The organism is Gordonia zhaorongruii (assembly GCF_007559005.1).
Lineage (GTDB): Bacteria > Actinomycetota > Actinomycetes > Mycobacteriales > Mycobacteriaceae > Gordonia > Gordonia zhaorongruii.
The window spans coordinates 1,693,640-1,711,923 of sequence record NZ_CP041763.1; the positions used below are offsets into that span (position 1 = coordinate 1,693,640).

Sequence of the window (18,284 nt, forward strand, 5' to 3'; positions counted from 1 at the left end):
GCCGACTGCACAACTGCCTTCGCAGAACGGATCCGCGACAGATCTCGTTTACGTAGCGTGGGCATCAGCAGCTCGAATCGACGTACCTGACCTGTGACAGGAGTTCGATGATGTGGAAGCGCCGCGACCAACCCGACAGCGGCGGAGTGAAGGTCGGTGACCTGACCGGCCCCCACCTGTCGACCCGGTTCGGGGTGGGCGCGGCCGATCTCGGAACCATGGTCGAGGCTCCCAACGGCGACATTGTCGCCGTGTTCGGGGATACCTACCGGGAACCACGGGCCGGATCAGCAGACTGGCGATCGCCGGTCATCCTCGTCGGCGAGCGGGACTCCGCGGGCCGCGTCCAGTGGAAGCACGCCGGAGGCCCGGACCCGGACTACGCACGCCAACTGTGGCCGTACATTCACGATTCTCCTCCCTGGCGCAACGGCGGCTTCTCGACGGTGATCCCGAGCGACATCCTCCGTGTCGGCGATGACCTGTACCTGCACGTGATGGTGATCAAAGGGTTCCCCACAGTGCAGTGGACGGAGATCTGGCGATCGGAGGACAACGGGGTCACCTGGGGGCACATGGGTCCGGACGCCACGTTCGCGGCCGACCTCCACCACGGACTCGCCCAATCCTGGGCGTGGGATTTCAACCCGGACGACGGATGGGTGTACGTGATCTCCACGGCGTTCCAGTCCGGCTCGGGAATGATCCTGCGCGCGGTTCGCCCCTCCGACATCGGGAATCGGGATGCCTACTTCGGCTGGGGATTCCGCGACGGAACGTGGGCATGGGGCAACGAACCCACGGTCATCACGCCCGACGGCGAACTGTGGCGCGAGACTACGTTTCGACGTCTGTCCGACGGTGGACGCGTCGGCTGGGTACTCGGCGGATACTGCATCTCCGACCGTGGACTCTCCTACCGTGTCCTCGACAGCCCTCTCGACGACGTTCAGCGGCGCACTAAAGCCACGCCGATCACGCAAGCCGGCGACTGGTCGAACGAGGACCACCCGTCCGGGGTGGTTGCCCAGGCGTACGGCGGCTACATCGTTCCCGGCTCACGACTGGACGTTCCGAACGGGATCGGGCTGTCGGTCTCGCAGTGGAACACCACGACTCACTGGCCGTACCGCGTGATGCAGTTCGCCACGACGCTGAGCTCTCCCGGTACGGCGTCCACCGATGCGGTCTTGGCGCAACGACTTCCCCATTGGGTCGCTGCCCTCGATGCCGGTTCTGCGGATCCCTCCGTGACACAGGAGGTTTCGGATGCTCGTGCCGCGCTGGAACGGCTCCGCAGCGCGCTCGATTCCGGGACGGGACGTCCCTAACCCACCCACACGGTCTTGATGTTGCAGAACTCGAGGATGCCGTTCTGCGCCAACTCGCGCCCGTAGCCGGACCGGCGGATTCCGCCGAACGGCAGCTCGGGATACGAGACCGTCATGCCGTTGATGAAGACCTGGCCTGCCTCGAGTTCGTTGATGAACCGCTCCTGTTCGGCATCGTCGGCGGTCCACGCGTTGGAGCCGAGTCCGAAGTCGGTGTCGTTGGCGATCCGGATCGCGTCGTCGATATCGCCCGCTCGGTACAGTGATGCCACCGGACCGAACACCTCCTCGCGGTACAGGCTGGACGTCTCACTGATCCCGGCGATCACCGTCGGCTCGAAGAACCAGCCCGCGCGGTCGGGACGGCCACCGCCGGTGAGGATCTCGGCACCGTCAGCGACCGCTGCCTCCACCTGCTTCTCCAGGTCGGCTCGTCCCTGCTCGGACGCCAGGGGCCCGACGTCGGTATCGGCATCCATCGGATCGCCCACCGTCAACGCTTCGAAACCGGCGACGAAGGCGTCGGTGAACTCGTCGTAGACGTCGGTGTGCACGATGAACCGCTTCGCCGCGATGCACGACTGCCCGTTGTTCTGAACGCGTGCGGTGACCGCGACCTTCGCCGCCTCCTGCACGTCGGCCGAGGGCATGACGACGAACGGGTCGCTGCCACCGAGTTCGAGCACCGACGGCTTGACCTCATCCGAAGCGGCTGCTCCGACTGCCCGGCCGGCAGGCTCACTGCCGGTGAGCGTGACTGCGGCGATCCGCTTATCGCGGACGATCGCGTCGACCGCTCCGGAACCGATCAGCAGCGTCTGAAAGCTCCCCTCGGGGAAGCCGCCACGAGCGATCACGTCGGCTAGATAGAGCGCAGTCTGCGGCACGTTGGAGGCGTGCTTGAGAACTCCGACATTGCCTGCCATCAGTGCAGGCGCGGCGAACCGCACCGCCTGCCACAGCGGAAAGTTCCACGGCATCACTGCGAGGATCACGCCGAGTGGCTGGTGGCGCGTGTACGCACGCGAAGCACCCACCGCTTCGATGTCTTTCGGATCATCCGACAGCATCTGCTCTGCATTATCCGCGTAGTACCGGAATGCCTTGGCGCACTTGCCGACTTCGGCGCGGGCCGACTTCAGGGTCTTCCCCATCTCCTGGGTCATCATCGCCGCAGTCGTACCGACCTCGTCGTCGAGCAGGTCGGCCGTGTTCCTGGCCCATTCGGCGCGCTGGGCGAAACTCGTCGTCCGCTGCGCTCGGGCACGTTCGAGCGCAGCATTCAGCGCATTGTCGATGTGTTCCGGGCTCGCCTCGTCGAAGATGCGGACGGTTTCCCCGGAGGCCGGATTGATCGATGCGATGGGCATGGACTGTCCTCTCCTGGCTGTCGTCCGCGAGCCTACTCGCGTCAGACCGCAGGCTGTTCCGGGAATACCGGCGGGTAGCCGCATCGTTGTGGCCACCATGAGCTTGTTCGAACCCCTGATCATCGGTCGTCTGACCCTTCCCAACCGCGTCACGATGGCGGCACTGACCCGCCAGCGCGCCGAGGAGGACGGCGTTCCGACGGACCTTCACGTCGAGTACTACGCACAACGCGCCTCTGCAGGCCTGGTCGTCACCGAAGGCACCTTCCCCGCGTTCACCAATCGTGCGTTCCCCGGCCAGGCCGGCATCGCCGACCAGGCGCAGCAGGACGGCTGGCGTCGTGTCGCCGACGAGGTCCACGACCGCGGAGGCCGCATCTTCATGCAGATCATGAACGGCGGCCGGATGTCCCATCAATCACTGACGCGTGGCGTGGTGCCAGAAGCTCCGAGCGCTATCGCCTCGGGCACGCGAGTCCACACATTCGACGGCACCTTCGATGCGCCGGTCCCCCGCGCGCTGGGCACGGATGAGATTCCCCGTATCGTGAGCGAGTTCGTCGAGGGCGCGCGCCGGGCTGTCGACGCCGGTCTGGACGGCGTGGAGATCCACGGCGCAAACGGCTACATCCTCCATGAGTTCCTCGCACCGACCTCCAATCACCGCACCGACCTCTACGGCGGATCACCGGAGAACCGGGCTCGACTCCTCACCGAGGTGATCCGGGCCGTCGCCGATGAGGTCGGCGCCGATCGCACTGCAGTGCGCATCTCCCCCGAGCACAACGTGCAGGGAACCGTCGAAGACGATGAGGCGGACGTCCTCGCCACTTACGGACGTCTTCTGGACGACATCGCCGACCTGCCGCTGGCGTACATTTCGCTGCTGCACAAAGAACCGCAGAGCGCCATCACCCGCCTCATTCGGGAGAAGTCACCCGCTCCCCTCGTCTTCAACACCGGTTTCGGCGAGGTGACCCAGCGCGAAGACGCGACTGCAGTCGTCGAGAGCGGCATCGCGGATGCCGTCGCGGTGGGCCGAATGCTGATCGCCAATCCCGACCTGGCCCAGCGATGGGAACACGGGCTCTCCCTCAATGATCCCGAGCCTTCCACGTTCTACCGGGGCGGCGCTCACGGGTACACCGACTACCCGGCGGCCGAACGTATTGCGCAAGCCTGAAAGAATCAGCAGCGGCGCGCACCTCCGAATAAAAAGATCGCCCCTCCTGTCATCAGGAGGGGCGATCTCTTCGATTCAGAGAATCACTCGGCGGGGACGACTTCGTCCTTGACCTTGACCTCGGTCTTATCGCCCTTCGAGTCCCAGGTGATCTCACCGTTCTCGAAGGTCGACTTCTTCATTGTGCCTTCTTCGGTCTCATCACTCGTGGGAGCGCCGAGCGGCCCGTCCGAGCCGCCCTTGCCGTCTTCGGCGGGCTTACCGCTGTCGTCGCGCTTCACGTTCCACGCGTCGCGGATCTTGCCCCAGGTGATGTATGCGGGACCATCGGCCTTCGCGCTGATGACGCCACCGTCGAACTGCTGGAAGGTAACGCCGCTCTCGCTCTTGCCGGAGGCCTCCGGGCCCGTCAGCGGAGCACCGAGATCCGTCTTCTGCTTCTCGGTGGCGGTGTTGAACTTCTCTGCGATCGAACCGGTGAGCTTCACCTTGGAGCCGTCGGCAGCGTCGAGTTCGACGTCCTTGCCTGCGTTCTCCTGGCCTTCCTTACCGCCTGCACCTTCCGATGCGTTCGGATCAACGGCCTGCGAAGCTGAGTTCGCCGCCGAGCCTGCAGCGTCTTTCGCCTTGTCCACAGTGTCGTCACTGCATCCAGCGGCCACCAGAGTGGTAACTGCCAATGCTGCAGTCACACCGGCTGCCCGGCGCATGGTCTGCCTCATGATTTCCTTTCGGTTTCCGAAGTACCTCTCAATGAGCAATGCGGAGCATCGACCCGCTTGGGAGCGTATCGAACATTCTGCGCTCCGTCAGCCCAGCCCTGTATTGAGTCCATACCGATTCCTGGGTAATCAGCCCTTCGCTGAAAGCCTCAGCACTGATAACTGCAGGACACACCGCACATTCCGCCATCCTTTATCGATACCAATCTGAGACTTCCCGCTTCGGCGTTTCGTGAGCGCTCCTCTGTACTCAACCCGACTAACCAGGGTGCGCCAACTCGTCGCAACACGAAGAGTCTGCGGAATACGAACGCAACCACAACGGTTACCCGAGCTGAGAGATCAGCCGGACGGACGCCGCTCGGGTGTCAGTTGCCTGCGCCGGCCAGCGTCTCGTTCAGAGTCGCGCTGGGACGCATCGCCGCCGCCAGTTTCTCCGGGTCGGCAAGGTAGTAGCCGCCGATGTCGACGGCGTGGCCCTGTGCGTCTCGCAGCTCACCGACGATCGTCTCCTCCTGCGCTGCGAGCTTCTCCGCGAGCGGCGCGAAGTAGGCGGCGAGGTCGGCATCCTCGGTCTGAGCGGCCAGCTCCTGCGCCCAGTACAGCGCCAGGTAGTACTGGCTTCCGCGATTGTCCAGCTCGCCGGTCGAACGCGACGGCGACTTCCGGTTCTCCAGCAGCCTGCCGGTCGCCTTGTCGAGCGCCACCCCGAGCAGACTCGCCTTCGGGTTCTCGTTCTTGCGGCCCAGGTCGTCGAGACTGACGGACAGTGCCAGGAACTCACCGAGGGAATCCCAACGGAGGTGATTCTCCTCGACGAGCTGCTTGACGTGTTTCGGCGCGGAACCGCCTGCACCGGTCTCGTACAGACCTCCGCCGGCCATCAGCGGCACGATCGACAGCATCTTGGCGCTGGTCCCCAGTTCCAGGATCGGAAAGAGGTCCGTGAGGTAGTCACGCAGGATGTTGCCGGTGACCGCGATGGTGTCGAGGCCGCGGATCAGGCGCTCGAGCGTGTATCGCATGGCCCGGACCTGCGACATGATCTGAATGTCCAAGCCCTCGGTGTCGTGATCCTTCAGGTAGGCCTTGACCTTCCCGATGAGCTCGTTCTCGTGCGGACGGTAGGGATCGAGCCAGAACAGCGCGGGCATCCCCGATTCGCGGGCCCGCGCGACGGCGAGCGCCACCCAGTCCCGGATCGGCGCGTCCTTGACGGTGCACATGCGCCAGATGTCGCCCTGCTCCACGTTCTGCGCGAGCAGCACCTCTCCGGTCGATGCATCGACGATGTTCGCGACGCCGTCTTCGGGGACCTCGAATGTCTTGTCGTGCGAGCCGTACTCCTCCGCCTTCTGCGCCATCAGACCGACGTTCGGAACGGTGCCCATGGTGACCGGATCGAACTGGCCGTTGGTCTTGCAGAAGTTGATGATCTCCTGGTAGATGCGGGCGAACGTCGACTCCGGCATCACGGCCTTGGTGTCCTTCTGCCGCCCGTCCGCGCCGTACATCTTGCCGCCTGCGCGGATCATCGCCGGCATCGAAGCGTCGACGATGACGTCGCTCGGCGAGTGGAAGTTCGAGATGCCCTGCGCCGAGTCGACCATGGCCAGCTCGGGCCGATCCTCGTGGCAGCGATGCATGTCCTGAACGATCTCTTCGCGCTTGGACGCCGGCAGGGTCTCGATCTTGTCGTAGAGGTCGACGAGGCCGTTGTTGACGTTCACACCGAGCTCGTCGAAGAGGTCCGCGTGCTTGGCGAACGCCTCCTTGTAGAAGACCTTCACCGCGTGACCGAAGACGATCGGGTGCGAGACCTTCATCATCGTCGCCTTCACGTGCAGCGAGAACATGACACCGGTCTTACGGGCATCCTCGAGTTGCTCCTCGTAGAAGTCGAGCAGCGCCTTCTTGCTCATGAACATGCTGTCGATGACGTCGCCCTCGTCGACCGCAACCTTCTCCTTCAGCACCACGGTCTTGCCGCTGTTCGTCACGACCTCCATACGCGCATCGCACTTGCGGTCGACCGTCATCGACTTCTCACCGTGGTAGAAGTCGCCGTGCCTCATGTGCGCCACGTGCGATCGCGAAGCCATCGACCACGCGCCCATGCTGTGCGGATTGTTTCGTGCGTACTCCTTGACCGCCTTGGGTGCGCGACGATCCGAGTTTCCTTGACGCAGAACCGGGTTCACTGCGCTGCCGAGACAGGTGGAGTACCGCTCACGGATCTCGCGCTCCTCGTCGGTCTTCGGCGTCTGCGGGAAATCGGGGATCGCGTATCCGTCGTCCTGCAACTCGGTGATCGCGGCCAGCAGCTGCGGGACCGAGGCGCTGATGTTGGGGAGCTTGATGATGTTGGTGTCGGCTTCGCCGGTCAGCCGGCCCAACTCCGCGAGATTGTCGGGAAGGCGCTGCTCCTCGGTCAGATAATCGGGAAACGTAGCCAGGATGCGCGCGCCGACCGAGATGTCACTGGTATCGACATCGATCCCGACGGGCTCGGAGAAAGTCCTGATGATAGGCAGAAACGCCGAGGTGGCGAGGCGCGGCGCCTCGTCGGTCAGCGTGTAGATGATCGTCTGCTTCTGCGAGGTCATATGTAACAGCCTCTTCCTGTTCGGCGTTCTTGTGGAACTCGTTATAGGTATCGGATCCATTCTCCCGCTGATTGTGACTCAGTGCGACCAGACGCACAGAATGCGAGCTACCGCACAGGCGTCGCGTCGCTGACCCGGGTTGCGGGTCCGGCGCGGGATACAGATCGTTCCGGTGCGCGCACGGACGAGCGTCGTCGATTCGACCCGTCGCCGGCGAGCAACACCTCTAGATTAGTCCCAACCCGTTCCGGCAGTGCGGCCGATCCGATGTCCGGGCCGCGACACTAGGCTGGACCGAGTGATCGCCGCACCAGCCTCATCCGAGCGTCGCTTCACGCTCGGCCAGGATTCCGACTCGGACACCGGATCCACGTGAGCACGTCCACCTGGTTCGCTCTCCTCGGCGCCTGCATCCTGATCAGCTTCACCCCCGGGGCGGGAGCTATCAACACGATGAACAACGCACTCACCATCGGTTATCGGCGATCGCTCTGGGGGATCCTCGGCCAGCAGGCCGCACTTCTCGTTCAGCTCGCGATCGTGGCCGCAGGCCTCGGAGTGGTCATCGCCCGCTCGCCTGTCGCGTTCGACGTGGTGCGCTACACCGGCGCCGCCTACCTCGCCTATCTCGGCTTCCGGCAGATACTCGCCGACTCGGCCCAGGAGGACGGCGGTGCCGCCCCAGCGAGCGCCGACGAATCGGCGTCCTCGATCGTCGCCCGCGGAGTCTGGGTGAATCTGCTGAACCCGAAGGCCATCGTCTTCCTCCTCGCGTTCATTCCGGGGTTCGTCGCTCCGGACCGCGATTTCCTCGTTCAGTACGCCGTCATCGGGGTCACGGTGGTCGTGGTGGATGTGCTCGTCATGTCGTTGTTCTTCGCGCTTCTCGGCCACGCCTTCGCGCGCATCACCTCCACCCCGCGTGCGCGGCGGCGCTTGAACGTGCTGTTCGGCCTGCTCTTCATCGGTGTCGGGATCATGCTCGCCCTCATGTGACCGAAACGCGGCACTTTCACCTTGTGAGAGGATGGAGACACGCGAAGCGCAACACGGACTGGGGTGCCGATGCTCGGAATCATCTTGCTGGCAATCGGATTGGTCGGTCTTCTGCTGACCGTCCTCTCGCTGGTCGGATTCGAGTTCGGTGACTTCGACGTCGAGTTCGGCGACTCGGGCATCGGACTGATGTCCGTCACCACCCCGTTCGTCACCGGCTTCGGACTGCTCGCCGGCGGACTCATGGTCTTCGGGGACACCGGCGTCTTCGTGGCACTGCTCGCCGGATTGGCGGCCGGCATCGTCCTGGGCCTGGTTGCGGTGGCCGTCCTCGGCTATCTCGTCGGATCCGAGGAGGAACTCCCGTCGTACGACCTGATCGGAGCCACCGTTCGGATCGTCGAACCGGTCTCGGACGGGCGGCTCGGCACTGCCGAAGTTCACACACCGATCGGCTCCCGTCACGTCACCGTCACCTCCGACGAGACGCTCGCCCACAATGACCGCGCGGTCATCATCCAACGAATCGCCGATCACGACGGTTTCCACGTCTCGTCGATCACCTTCGACGAGACCACCCACCAAGAAGGGCGCAATCCCCAATGACCACCATCATCACGGCCGTCGCAGTCGTGGCGATCCTTGTCGTCATCATCGTTCTACTGTTGCTCTCGCGATACCGCGTCCCCGGAGCCGAAGAGGCGTTCATCGTCACCGGCACCGGCAAGGGACACCAGGGCAAGGTGTACCGAGGTACCGGGACGTTCGTCCTGCCCGTCGTGCAGCGTGCCACCCGAGTTCAGTTGTCGTCCATCAAGGCCGATCTGGACACGTCGACACCGGCGAACGACGGCATCGAACTCAAGGTCCGCGGCGTCGCCGTGGTGAAGGTCGGCGATACCCCCGACGACATCCTCAAGGCGGGACCGCGTTTCGGCGACGACCTGAACAGAGTGAAGATGCTGGTCACCGAGCAGTTGTCGGGCGAGCTCCGCTCGATCGTCGGCACCATGACCGCCAAGAGCATTCTCGTCGACCGCCAGCAGCTGGTCGACCAGGTCGCACAGTCGATCAAGGACATCCTCGGAAACCAGGGTCTGCTGCTCGACAGCTTCTCCATCAACGACGTCCAGGACTCCGACGGACAGTACTTCAGCGACCTGGCGGCCAAGGAGCGTTCGGATCAGGCTGCGATCGCCGCCCAGTCGCGTGCCGAAGCACACCGTGTCGCCGAGGAGAGCCGCATCGCGAACGAGCAGGCGATCATCGCGCAGCAGAGGGAACTCGACATCCAACGGGAGGCGGCACGTGAGGCAACCGACCGTGCGAGCGCCGAGGCCGATGCCGTTCGCCCATTGGTCGAGGCCGAGCGCCTGCGGATCCAGGTGGAGAAGGACAATGAGGTCGCCGAGCAGAACGCACGTCTGCGTGACACCGAACTCGACGCCGAGGTTCGCCGTCCAGCGGAGGCCGAACTGTTCGCCGCTCAGCAGCGCGCCGAGGCGCGCAAGGCGGAGATCACCGCCGAGGCCGAGGCGCAGGCCGAGAGCATCCGCATCAAGGGCGAGGCAGAGGCGGAGGCTCTCGAGAAGCGCGCCGCCGCACTGGGCAAGCTCGACAACGTGGGCCAGCTCGAACTGGTGCTCGGCAAACTGCCCGACATCGTCAGCGCAGCATCCGAGCCGCTGTCCGAATCCAACATCACGCTCGTGGGCGACTCGGTGAGCCCGCTGACCCGCAGCGCAGGCACCGGTGTCGCGAGCACACTCGAGGTCATCCGGAGCACGACCGGCATCGATGTCGCGAGCATGCTGACGAATCTCGGCGAGTCGGACGACGACTCGACGACCACGGCGGTCTCGGTTCCGGAGCAGCGGAGCTAGTCCCCCGCTGCCAGACGGCGCACGGAGTCGGGGACGGCCGTCCCCGACTCCGTCACCGGTGCGTCGAAGACCGTGCGCATCGGCACCACACCCGTCCAGTCATCGGTGTCGGCACCCACTCCTCCCGTGCGAGCTTTGGCGATCCACATGCCGTCGGTGATGGCCAGGCGCAGCGTGCGGGTGGCAGCGATGTCCTTAGCCGCCATCGGCGGAGTCTCCGCCGACCGCCCGGGGATGATCCGGTCGGTCAGCGCTCGGAGTGCGGCTTCTTCGTCGTCCACTGGCTGCAGGACACCGCGCACAACCGCGGCACGGTAGTTCGCCGAGTGATCCATCAGCGTGTTCGCTACGACGAGGCCGTCGACTACGTACGCGGTCAGGGTGACCGGCGCTCCCGCGTCGACGTGTCGGAGCAAGCCTGCACCGGTCGAGCCGTGCACCACCACATCGTCGCCGATGCGCGCGAACACCAGCGGTACCGACCACGGCCACCCGTCGACCACCGTCGACAGCGTGGCGGTGAGGGCGTCGTCCAAGACCTCGTCGAGCAGCTGACGGTCGCCCTCTCGGTCGATCTTCCGAGTCAGTGATCGCAGGCTCTCCGGTTCACGGTCGGCGCGAGGATTCATCTCTCGATAGTGGCAGGTCTGCTGTCCGTGTGTCTTCGGTGCAGTGCCGACGCGCTCTCCAGCCAGCGCTTACGGTAAGGACATGCCGTCACAACGCGTGAAGATAGATAAGCAGCACCCCGCCATCTACAAGGCGCTGGTGGCCGTGTCGATCGAGGTGAAGAACGCGGCTGCGGAGGCGGGTCTGTCCCGCCAGGTCATCGAGCTGGTGAACATGCGGTGCTCGCAGATCAACGGATGCGCGTTCTGCCTCAGCCTTCACCACGACGACGCGGTGAAGGCCGGAGTCACCGAGCAGCAGCTCGCGGTGCTGCCGGCGTGGCGGGAAGCGCCGTTCATCTACGACGATCAGATGCGCGCGGCGCTCGATCTCACCGAGGCGGTGACCGAGCTTCCCGGCCACGAGGACATGCAGTGCGCGTACGAGCGTGCCGCGGACATCCTCGACGCCGACCAGCTCTCGACCGTCATCTGGGCAGCCAATGCCATGAACGCCTTCAATCGTGTATCGATCATGAGCGTCCACAACGTGCGGCCACGCTGACGGATTCGCGGCGCTGCACCCGCGTCGACGTCAGGGCTGGCGCGACCGCAGGAAGTCCAGGATCTCGGGCGTGACCGGGTCGGCGAGGTCGGCGACCTCGTCGTGCTTGGAGATGTACCGGGCCACCAGCGGGCAGACGGCGACCGCTCGCTGGCCGACCTCCCTCGTGTCGGCGAGCGCGTCGCGAATCAGCACCGAACTCAATCCTCGACCGGAGAACTTATCGTCCAGCTGAGTGTGCGGAAAGATGCGCTGCCGCCCCTTGTCGACGAACTCCGTGAATCCCGCGAGTTCGCCGTTGACGGTGATGTCGTAACGTCCCTCGGCGTCGTTGCGTGTGACGTCGGTCTGCTCGGACTCGGTCATTGTCCGGGTCTCCTTCTCGGCTTCAGCCGGGTGTTGGGGAGCGGCGGTGCCGGGATCCGCTCGTCGGGACCCCACGTCTCCACTGTGCCGAAACGCTCGGAGTGGCGCTCCCATTCCTCTCGGTACTCGACGATCTCATCGTGCGTACGGCCGATGAAGTTCCACCACATGATCACGTCCTCGGTGAACGGGACTCCGCCGAGCAGGATCAGGCGGGCCGGTTCGCCGGTCGGATTCTCCAATGTCAGCCGTTCGGGGCCGGGGCCGACGTAGGCGAGGCTCGAACGTCCGATGTCCGCGCCCTCGACGATCAGCTCCTCGGTATCGAGCAGCACGCCGTGCTCGAATGCGGGATCGACCGCGATCTCGAGTCTCATGCCGGCATCCAGCAGCAACTCGGCGCCGAGCATCGGGGTCGCGGTGACGATGGGCGATCGGACACCCGCGAACTCACCTACGAAGACCCGAACGGTTCCGGTCGACTCACCGTCGACGCCGGCCAGCGGCACCGGCTCGGGCTCGTGGTGCTGGAATCCGTGCTGGTCGTCGCGGACCGCATCGGGCAGCACCACCCACAACTGCAGACCGTGCAGCACATCCGTGCTCGGAGTCGAGACCTCCGAATGGCTGATGCCGTGACCGGCCGACATGAGGTTGATCTCGCCGGGTCGGACCATGGCGTGAACCCCGGCGCTGTCGATGTGCTCGACTTCGCCTTCGAACAGCCAGCTCACCGTCTGCAATCCGGTATGCGGGTGCGGGATCACGTTCATTCCGCCGCTCTGGGCGACAGGCTCGGGACCGTAGTGGTCAGCGAAGCACCATGCACCGATCATCGACCGGTCTCTCGTGGGCAGCGTCCGCTTGACGAGCAGCGCACGGATGCCGCCCAACGGCACCACGCGGGGCTCGACCACTTCGACTCCCGCGAACGGGGCTCCGGAACAATCGATTTCCTGAGGGTGCGGGTCGAGATTGCTCATGACACCACACTAGGCGTTCTCGTGGTCCGTTCAGACTTGAAGTCGAAACCGCAGTGCCGCGATCAGGTCGTCGACGGCAGCGTCGATGACGTCGACGCGTGCGGCCGCGTCCGGCGCCTCGAGGACGCGCTGCCGATCGGCGGCGCCCAGCGGAAGGTCGGACGCGGCCCGGAAGGTGTCCGCCGTCGGATCAGGTCCGGTGTAGTCGACCGGGTGGGCGAGCTGCGATGCGACCCAGCGCAGCTGCGGGTCCATGCGACCGCCCTGCCCGCACAGCAGTTGCAGCTGGGCCCGTTTGGCGAGAACACCCGACAAGTCGATCGGCGGCGACGGCGCATCGGGCAGCGAGCAGGTGCGGGCCTGCGGGTACGGATCGTCGGAATCCCATGCCTCCACCCGGATCCGCTCGATGCCCACGCACGACACCGAGTACCGGCGCGGGCCGGTCGCAGTCGACTCGTCGACCCGCGCCAGCGTGCCGACCACTCCCCGCTCGTCGCCGCCACCGACCTCGGAGCCGCGCTCGATGAGTACGACGCCGAACGTGCGGTCGCCGGCGAGGACATCGTCGAGCAGGTCGGCGTATCGCGGCTCGAATATCCGCAGCGGCAGCGTCTCCCCCGGGAGGAGTACCGATCCGAGCGGGAACATCGCGGTCATGCTCGACGGCCGCCCGGCGCACGCAGCGTCTGCTCGATGATGAGCGTCGGGGTACCGAGGTCCCGTTCGCGCACCGTGCAGACCCGGGTGCCGGTCTTTCGACCGGACCGCACCTCGCTCACGTTCAGCCCGGCATCGACGAGGCGGCGCCGCTCCGCGTCGATGTCGTCCGCGCGCCAGGCGATACCGCCGAACCGGTCCTGCTCCGCCATCGCCGGCCCCGCCACCACTTCGACGATCGCCGTCCGAGTGCGGAAGAACAACTGGGAGACGTCATCGGTCAGCGACTTCACCAGCCGGAGGTCCAGGCCGAGTCGGCCGCCGTACAGCGCCACGGCGGCTTCGGCGTCGGGGTGGGTGAGAACGACGTGATCGATGGCGGCAGCGTCGCGTGCCGAACTGACCCGAGCCGTCACTCCGAGCGGGCCTGTCCCGTCGACCGAGAACGAGCCCGGCAACCGCTCCACCGTTGGCAGGCCCCGGCGATTCAGCAGCGTCAACGACCGGTCGAGGTCGGCGACGACGAAGTCGACCGCCGGTGACTCGCCCTCGTCGAAGAGGGTGACGGTGCCGTTGGCCGCCGCCCACAACCCGGTGGCGATCGGTTCACCGAGCAATGCCCGGTAGAGGTCGGTCGCCTTCGCTCGATCGGCGACGGGGATTCCGAAACCGATGTCCGAGGCGGCCAGCGGGTCGGATGCCGCTCGATCTCGATGAGTGCTCTCGTCCTGGCTCACAATGTCATCGTGGCACAGGACCGGCTCGTCCAGGACGGCTCCGGCCGGCCGACTTCCGTGCCGAATACGGCGGGTCACCGAGTAGGTTCGTCGTGAGCCCGCCGACGGCCCTCCACGACGTGTGTACTCGTGAGTAACATAGTGATTGTGAGCGAAGACGTGACGACACCCGATTACCGCAACAGCGACCAGTACCGTGCATTCGACATCACCGTCGCCGACCACGTCGCGGAGGTGACGCTGATCGGCCCTGGTAAAGGCAACGCGATGGGTCCAGACTTCTGGTCCGAACTGGTCCCCATCTTCGAGGGATTCGACGCCGACCCCGACGTCCGGGCCGTCGTGATCGCCGGATCGGGTAAGCACTTCTCCTACGGTCTCGACCTGCCCGCCATGTCCGGCGACTTCGGCCCCGTCCTCGCACCGGATGCGAAGGCCGGACCGCGGACCACGTTCCACACCATGATCAAGCGCATGCAGGCTGGCATCAACGCAGTCGCCGACTGCCGCAAGCCGGTCGTCGCCGCGATCTCCGGTTGGTGCATCGGCGGCGGAGTCGATCTAATCACCGCAGCCGATATCCGTGTCGCCAGTGCCGATGCGAAGTTCAGTGTCCGCGAGGTCCGGGTGGCCATCGTCGCCGACATGGGCAGCCTGGCGCGCCTCCCCCGGATCATCGGTGACGGACACACCCGCGAACTTGCCCTCACCGGCAAGGACATCGACGCCGCACGCGCCGAGAGGATCGGCCTCGTGAACGACGTGCACGACGACCAGGAAGCCGCGCTCGCGGCTGCCCGCGCGACGGCCGCCGACATCGCTGCCAACCCGCCGCTCGTCGTTCAGGGCGTCATGGACGTCCTCGACCACTCGCGCCGCTCCGCCGTCGACGACAGTCTCCGCTATGTCGCGGCCTGGAACTCAGCCTTCCTGCCGAGCAACGACCTCGGCGAGGCGATGGCCGCGGTCTTCGAGAAGCGCAAGCCCGAGTTCAAGGGCGAGTGACGCTCGGTTACTCAGCCACCTACAGGGCAGGGCTCAGCCGGAACACCGGGATGACGCGGTCGGTGCGCTCCTCGTAGAGCCTGAAGTTGGGCCACACGTCGAGAAGCCGTTGCCAGGCAATGGCTCTCGCATCACCGTCGAGCTCGACCGGCACCATCGGCCCCTTGACTCCCCGCACGTCGACCGTCTCCGCATCGCGGACGTTGAACACCCACGCGGGCGACTTCGGACCGCCGAAGTGGGATCCCGCGACAATCCAGTCGTCGCCGTCCGGCGCCGCGAGCACCGTCGTGGTGCGCGCGGCGCCGCTCCGGCGTCCGACGACCGTCATCGTCACACCGGGCAGGCCGGCGATCGTGAGCATGTCGATGCGACCGCCACTGCACCGCTGCAGAAGCGCATCCACCTTCACGATCTTCGGCAGATGCGGCGGCAGCCAGGCGAACGACCCGATCCAGATCGCCAGCCGCGTCAGAATTCCCACGTGCGTCAGCTCAGAGATTCAGTGAGCTGCGCAGCGATGAGCTTCGCGATCTTCGCCGGGTCCTGGAGGTCGCCGCCCTCGGCGAGTACCGCACTCGCGTAGACGAGCGACGCCGTCGATTCCAGCCTCGAGTGGTCGTCGTCGGCCGCACCGAAGGAATCACGCAGCTTCATCACCAGAGGGTGATCCGGATTCAGTTCGAGGGTCCGCTTGCTGTGCGGGACCGGCTGGCCCGACGCCCGGTACAGCTTCTCGAGTTGCGGGGTCATCGAGAACTCGTCACCGACCAGACACGCGGCCGAGTCCGTCAGGCGCGAGGTGGTGCGCACCTCGGTCACGTCGTCGCTCAGCGTCTCGCCCATCCACTCCAAGAGCGGAGCGAATGCGGCATCGCGCTCCTCGTCGGCCGATTCGGCATCGTCGCCGTCCAGATCGACGACGCCCTTCGCGATGGACACCAGCTTCTTACCGTCGAACTCGGGGACCGCACCGACCCATACCTCGTCTACCGGGTCGGTCAGCAGCAGAACCTCGATGCCCTTCGCCCGGAACGCCTCCAGGTGCGGGCTGCCCAGGATCTGCTCTCGTGACTCGCCGGTCATGTAGTAGATGACGTCCTGGCCTTCGGCCATGCGCGTCACGTAATCGGCCAGGCGGGTCGGCTCGGTCTCGCTGTGCGTCGACGCGAACATCGACGCCTTGAGGATCGCCTGCGCGTTATCCGAATCGTTGACGAGGCCTTCCTTGAAGACGCGGCCGAAGTTGTCCCAGAAAGTGCGGTAATCGTCGGGCCGCTTGTCCGCCAGTTCCTGAATTGTCGAGACGACCTTCTTCACGAGCCGGCGACGGATCGCACGGATCTGACGATCCTGCTGAAGGATCTCCCGGGAGACGTTGAGCGAGAGGTCGGATGCGTCCACGACGCCCTGCACGAAACGCAGGTACTCCGGCATGAGTTCCGCGCAGTCCTCCATGATCAGGACGCGCTTGACGTACAGATGGATTCCCGCGGACTTCTCCCGCATGAACAGATCGAAGGGCGCCTGCGTCGGAAGGAACAGCAGCGCCTGGTACTCGAACGTGCCCTCGGCATGCAGGGAGATGGTCTCCAGCGGCTCATCCCAGGCGTGCGAGATGTGGCGGTAGAACTCCGCGTACTCCTCGTCGCTGACCTCCGACTTCGACTTCGACCAGAGGGCACGCTGCGAATTCAGGACCTCGTCGGTCGGAGCGGCGGGTTCGGCCGCCTCCTCACCGTCGGCAGGCTCCTCCGGCTCGGGTGCGGCACCGAGCATCCGGATCGGCCAGGCGATGAAGTCCGAGTACCGCTTCACCAGCGACCGCAGCACTGCCGGGTCGGCGTAATCGTGGACTGCGTCGTCCTCGTCGGCGTCCTTGAGCGCCAAGGTGATCGAGGTGCCCTGTGGTGCGTCGGCGACGTCGTCGACGGTGTACGTGCCGTCACCGGTCGACTCCCAGCGGGTACCGACGCTCTCGCCGGCCTTCCGCGTGACGAGAGTGACCTTCTCGGCGACCATGAACGTCGAGTAGAAGCCGATGCCGAACTGCCCGATCAGGTCCTCTGCCGTCGCCTCGTCGGCTTCTGCCAGTTTGCGGCGCACCTCGGCGGTACCCGACTTCGCGACCGTGCCGATCAGGTCGATCACCTCATCGCGCGACATGCCGATGCCGTTGTCGGCGACGGTGAGCGTCCGCGACTTCGAATCGGGTGTGAACCGGATGTGCAGATCGGAGATGTCCGCGTCGAGATCCTTGTCCCTGAGGCCTTCGATACGAAGCTTGTCGAGCGCATCCGAGGCGTTCGACACGATCTCTCGCAGAAAGCTGTCCTTGTTCGAATAGATCGAATGGACCATCAAGTCGAGCAACTGGCGGGCCTCCGCCTGGAACTCGTGCACCTGTGACGACAACGCGGTACTCCTTTCATTCCCGACCGGGACCCTGACGCCGGTCGGCGCCGACCAGTTTACCGACGGACCTACGCGTACTCTTACCGGTGTGTCCGCCATCCCGAGGGCCCTGTTCGTCCACGCGCACCCCGATGACGAGTCGCTGTGGACCGGTGGCACCATCGCGGCGCACACTGCCCGCGGCGGCGACTGCGACCTGATCACGTGGACGTGGGCGGCAGGCACCCCGCGACACACCGAACTGAGCGAAGCCGCCCGGGCACTCGGGCTTCCGCGGGAGCCGATCGCCCTCGGCTACGCCGACAGCTTCGTGCCCGAATCCGCTCCGGGCGCGACCTCGCTCCTGGATGCACCATTCGACGAGCAGGTGGCGATCCTCGTCGAGCAGGTCCGACGCCTCCGTCCCGACGTCGCCGTCACCTACGACCCCTTCGGAATCTACGGGCACCCCGACCACATCCACGTGAATCGCCTCACCTGCGCAGCGGCCGACGCTGCCGCGCTCCCCCATTACCGGCCCGATCTCGGCGCTCCCTGGCAGGTCGAGTCCCTGTACTTCATCACCATTCCGACGAGCCTTCTCGACCTGCTCCGTCCGCATCTCGCCGAGCGATCGCACCTTCCGACGGCGGGCACACCCGACGCCGATCTGCACATCACGGTCGATGTGACCGCCCAGATGGGCGCGAAGATCCGCGCGATCACAGCGCACGCCACCGAGATGCAGCGCAGCTCCTCGATGCGTGAGTTCTCGGCGCTGCCCTACGAGCCGCAGCACCGCTTCCTCGGGTGGGAGTCGTATCTGCGTCGGGATCTGGTGCCCGGCGGGGTCGATCTGTTCTGATTCAGGCCTG

18 protein-coding genes are annotated in these 18,284 nt (G+C 65.6%); 8 read left to right on the forward strand and 10 right to left on the reverse strand.

What is annotated here, in order from left to right; all coding sequences use genetic code 11:
• Nucleotides 1-110 precede the first annotated feature (110 nt).
• Complete coding sequence (locus tag FO044_RS07865; RefSeq protein ID WP_342353730.1) at nt 111-1,331, forward strand: glycoside hydrolase family 183 protein; 1,221 nt, start codon at nt 111-113, stop codon at nt 1,329-1,331.
• Here FO044_RS07865 and FO044_RS07870 read toward each other — a convergent pair.
• Nucleotides 1,328-2,701 (reverse strand): NADP-dependent succinic semialdehyde dehydrogenase, encoded by a 1,374-nt coding sequence (locus FO044_RS07870; RefSeq protein ID WP_132994218.1) that lies wholly within the window; start codon nt 2,699-2,701, stop codon nt 1,328-1,330. The genes FO044_RS07865 and FO044_RS07870 overlap by 4 nt on opposite strands.
• Before the next feature lie 97 nt (nt 2,702-2,798).
• On the opposite strand from FO044_RS07870, the gene FO044_RS07875 reads away from it, so the two are divergent.
• Nucleotides 2,799-3,884, forward strand: a complete 1,086-nt coding sequence (locus FO044_RS07875; RefSeq protein WP_132994217.1) for an alkene reductase — start codon at nt 2,799-2,801, stop codon at nt 3,882-3,884.
• Between the two features lie 83 nt (nt 3,885-3,967).
• Here the strand turns inward: FO044_RS07875 and FO044_RS07880 are convergent, their stop codons facing one another.
• Complete coding sequence (locus tag FO044_RS07880) at nt 3,968-4,606, reverse strand: LGFP repeat-containing protein (protein WP_132994216.1); 639 nt, start codon at nt 4,604-4,606, stop codon at nt 3,968-3,970.
• Between the two features lie 368 nt (nt 4,607-4,974).
• Nucleotides 4,975-7,212, reverse strand: a complete 2,238-nt coding sequence (locus FO044_RS07885) for an NADP-dependent isocitrate dehydrogenase (RefSeq protein WP_132994215.1) — start codon at nt 7,210-7,212, stop codon at nt 4,975-4,977.
• Between the two features lie 372 nt (nt 7,213-7,584).
• Between FO044_RS07885 and FO044_RS07890 the strand changes: the two genes are divergently transcribed.
• From FO044_RS07890 to FO044_RS07900, 3 genes are all read left to right on the forward strand, one after another.
• A complete protein-coding gene (locus FO044_RS07890) occupies nt 7,585-8,208 on the forward strand; it encodes a LysE family transporter (protein WP_132994214.1) in 624 nt (207 codons plus the stop codon).
• A gap of 69 nt (nt 8,209-8,277) precedes the next feature.
• Complete coding sequence (locus FO044_RS07895) at nt 8,278-8,814, forward strand: hypothetical protein (RefSeq protein ID WP_132994213.1); 537 nt, start codon at nt 8,278-8,280, stop codon at nt 8,812-8,814.
• On the forward strand, nt 8,811-10,091 hold the full coding sequence (locus tag FO044_RS07900) for a flotillin family protein (protein ID WP_132994212.1): 1,281 nt from the start codon (nt 8,811-8,813) through the stop codon (nt 10,089-10,091). Before FO044_RS07895 ends, FO044_RS07900 begins: the two co-directional genes overlap by 4 nt.
• On the opposite strand, the gene FO044_RS07905 is transcribed toward FO044_RS07900, so the two are convergent.
• Nucleotides 10,088-10,720 carry a pyridoxamine 5'-phosphate oxidase family protein gene (locus tag FO044_RS07905; protein ID WP_132994211.1) on the reverse strand — a complete coding sequence of 211 codons (633 nt, stop codon included), beginning with the start codon at nt 10,718-10,720 and terminating at the stop codon, nt 10,088-10,090. The two genes, FO044_RS07900 and FO044_RS07905, sit on opposite strands and share 4 nt — an antisense overlap.
• 82 nt (nt 10,721-10,802) lie before the next feature.
• On the opposite strand from FO044_RS07905, the gene FO044_RS07910 reads away from it, so the two are divergent.
• Complete coding sequence (locus FO044_RS07910; protein ID WP_132994210.1) at nt 10,803-11,264, forward strand: carboxymuconolactone decarboxylase family protein; 462 nt, start codon at nt 10,803-10,805, stop codon at nt 11,262-11,264.
• Between the two features lie 30 nt (nt 11,265-11,294).
• Here FO044_RS07910 and FO044_RS07915 read toward each other — a convergent pair whose 3' ends face one another.
• The 4 genes from FO044_RS07915 to FO044_RS07930 are packed head-to-tail and all read right to left on the reverse strand — an operon-like array spanning nt 11,295 to nt 14,010.
• Nucleotides 11,295-11,630 (reverse strand): GNAT family N-acetyltransferase, encoded by a 336-nt coding sequence (locus FO044_RS07915; RefSeq protein WP_132994209.1) that lies wholly within the window; start codon nt 11,628-11,630, stop codon nt 11,295-11,297.
• Complete coding sequence (locus FO044_RS07920; protein ID WP_132994208.1) at nt 11,627-12,613, reverse strand: pirin family protein; 987 nt, start codon at nt 12,611-12,613, stop codon at nt 11,627-11,629. Before FO044_RS07920 ends, FO044_RS07915 begins: the two co-directional genes overlap by 4 nt.
• A gap of 30 nt (nt 12,614-12,643) precedes the next feature.
• Nucleotides 12,644-13,273 carry an LON peptidase substrate-binding domain-containing protein gene (locus FO044_RS07925; protein WP_132994207.1) on the reverse strand — a complete coding sequence of 210 codons (630 nt, stop codon included), beginning with the start codon at nt 13,271-13,273 and terminating at the stop codon, nt 12,644-12,646.
• The gene (locus FO044_RS07930; protein ID WP_132994206.1) at nt 13,270-14,010 is read right to left on the reverse strand and encodes a VOC family protein; all 741 of its coding nucleotides are present in this window, start codon (nt 14,008-14,010) and stop codon (nt 13,270-13,272) included. The genes FO044_RS07925 and FO044_RS07930 overlap by 4 nt, the downstream gene beginning before the upstream one ends.
• A 159-nt stretch (nt 14,011-14,169) precedes the next feature.
• Here FO044_RS07930 and FO044_RS07935 point away from each other — a divergent pair, with 159 nt between their 5' ends.
• Nucleotides 14,170-15,015: a crotonase/enoyl-CoA hydratase family protein gene (locus FO044_RS07935; protein WP_132994391.1), complete on the forward strand. Its 846-nt coding sequence runs from the start codon at nt 14,170-14,172 to the stop codon at nt 15,013-15,015.
• Between the two features lie 19 nt (nt 15,016-15,034).
• Here the strand turns inward: FO044_RS07935 and FO044_RS07940 are convergent, their stop codons facing one another.
• Both FO044_RS07940 and htpG read right to left on the reverse strand, forming a co-directional pair.
• The gene (locus tag FO044_RS07940; protein ID WP_132994205.1) at nt 15,035-15,499 is read right to left on the reverse strand and encodes a nitroreductase family deazaflavin-dependent oxidoreductase; all 465 of its coding nucleotides are present in this window, start codon (nt 15,497-15,499) and stop codon (nt 15,035-15,037) included.
• A gap of 5 nt (nt 15,500-15,504) precedes the next feature.
• Nucleotides 15,505-17,376, reverse strand: a complete 1,872-nt coding sequence (gene htpG / locus FO044_RS07945) for a molecular chaperone HtpG (protein WP_235831571.1) — start codon at nt 17,374-17,376, stop codon at nt 15,505-15,507.
• Between the two features lie 142 nt (nt 17,377-17,518).
• Here htpG and FO044_RS07950 point away from each other — a divergent pair, with 142 nt between their 5' ends.
• Nucleotides 17,519-18,274, forward strand: a complete 756-nt coding sequence (locus tag FO044_RS07950; RefSeq protein WP_235831550.1) for a PIG-L family deacetylase — start codon at nt 17,519-17,521, stop codon at nt 18,272-18,274.
• Nucleotides 18,275-18,284 lie beyond the last annotated feature (10 nt).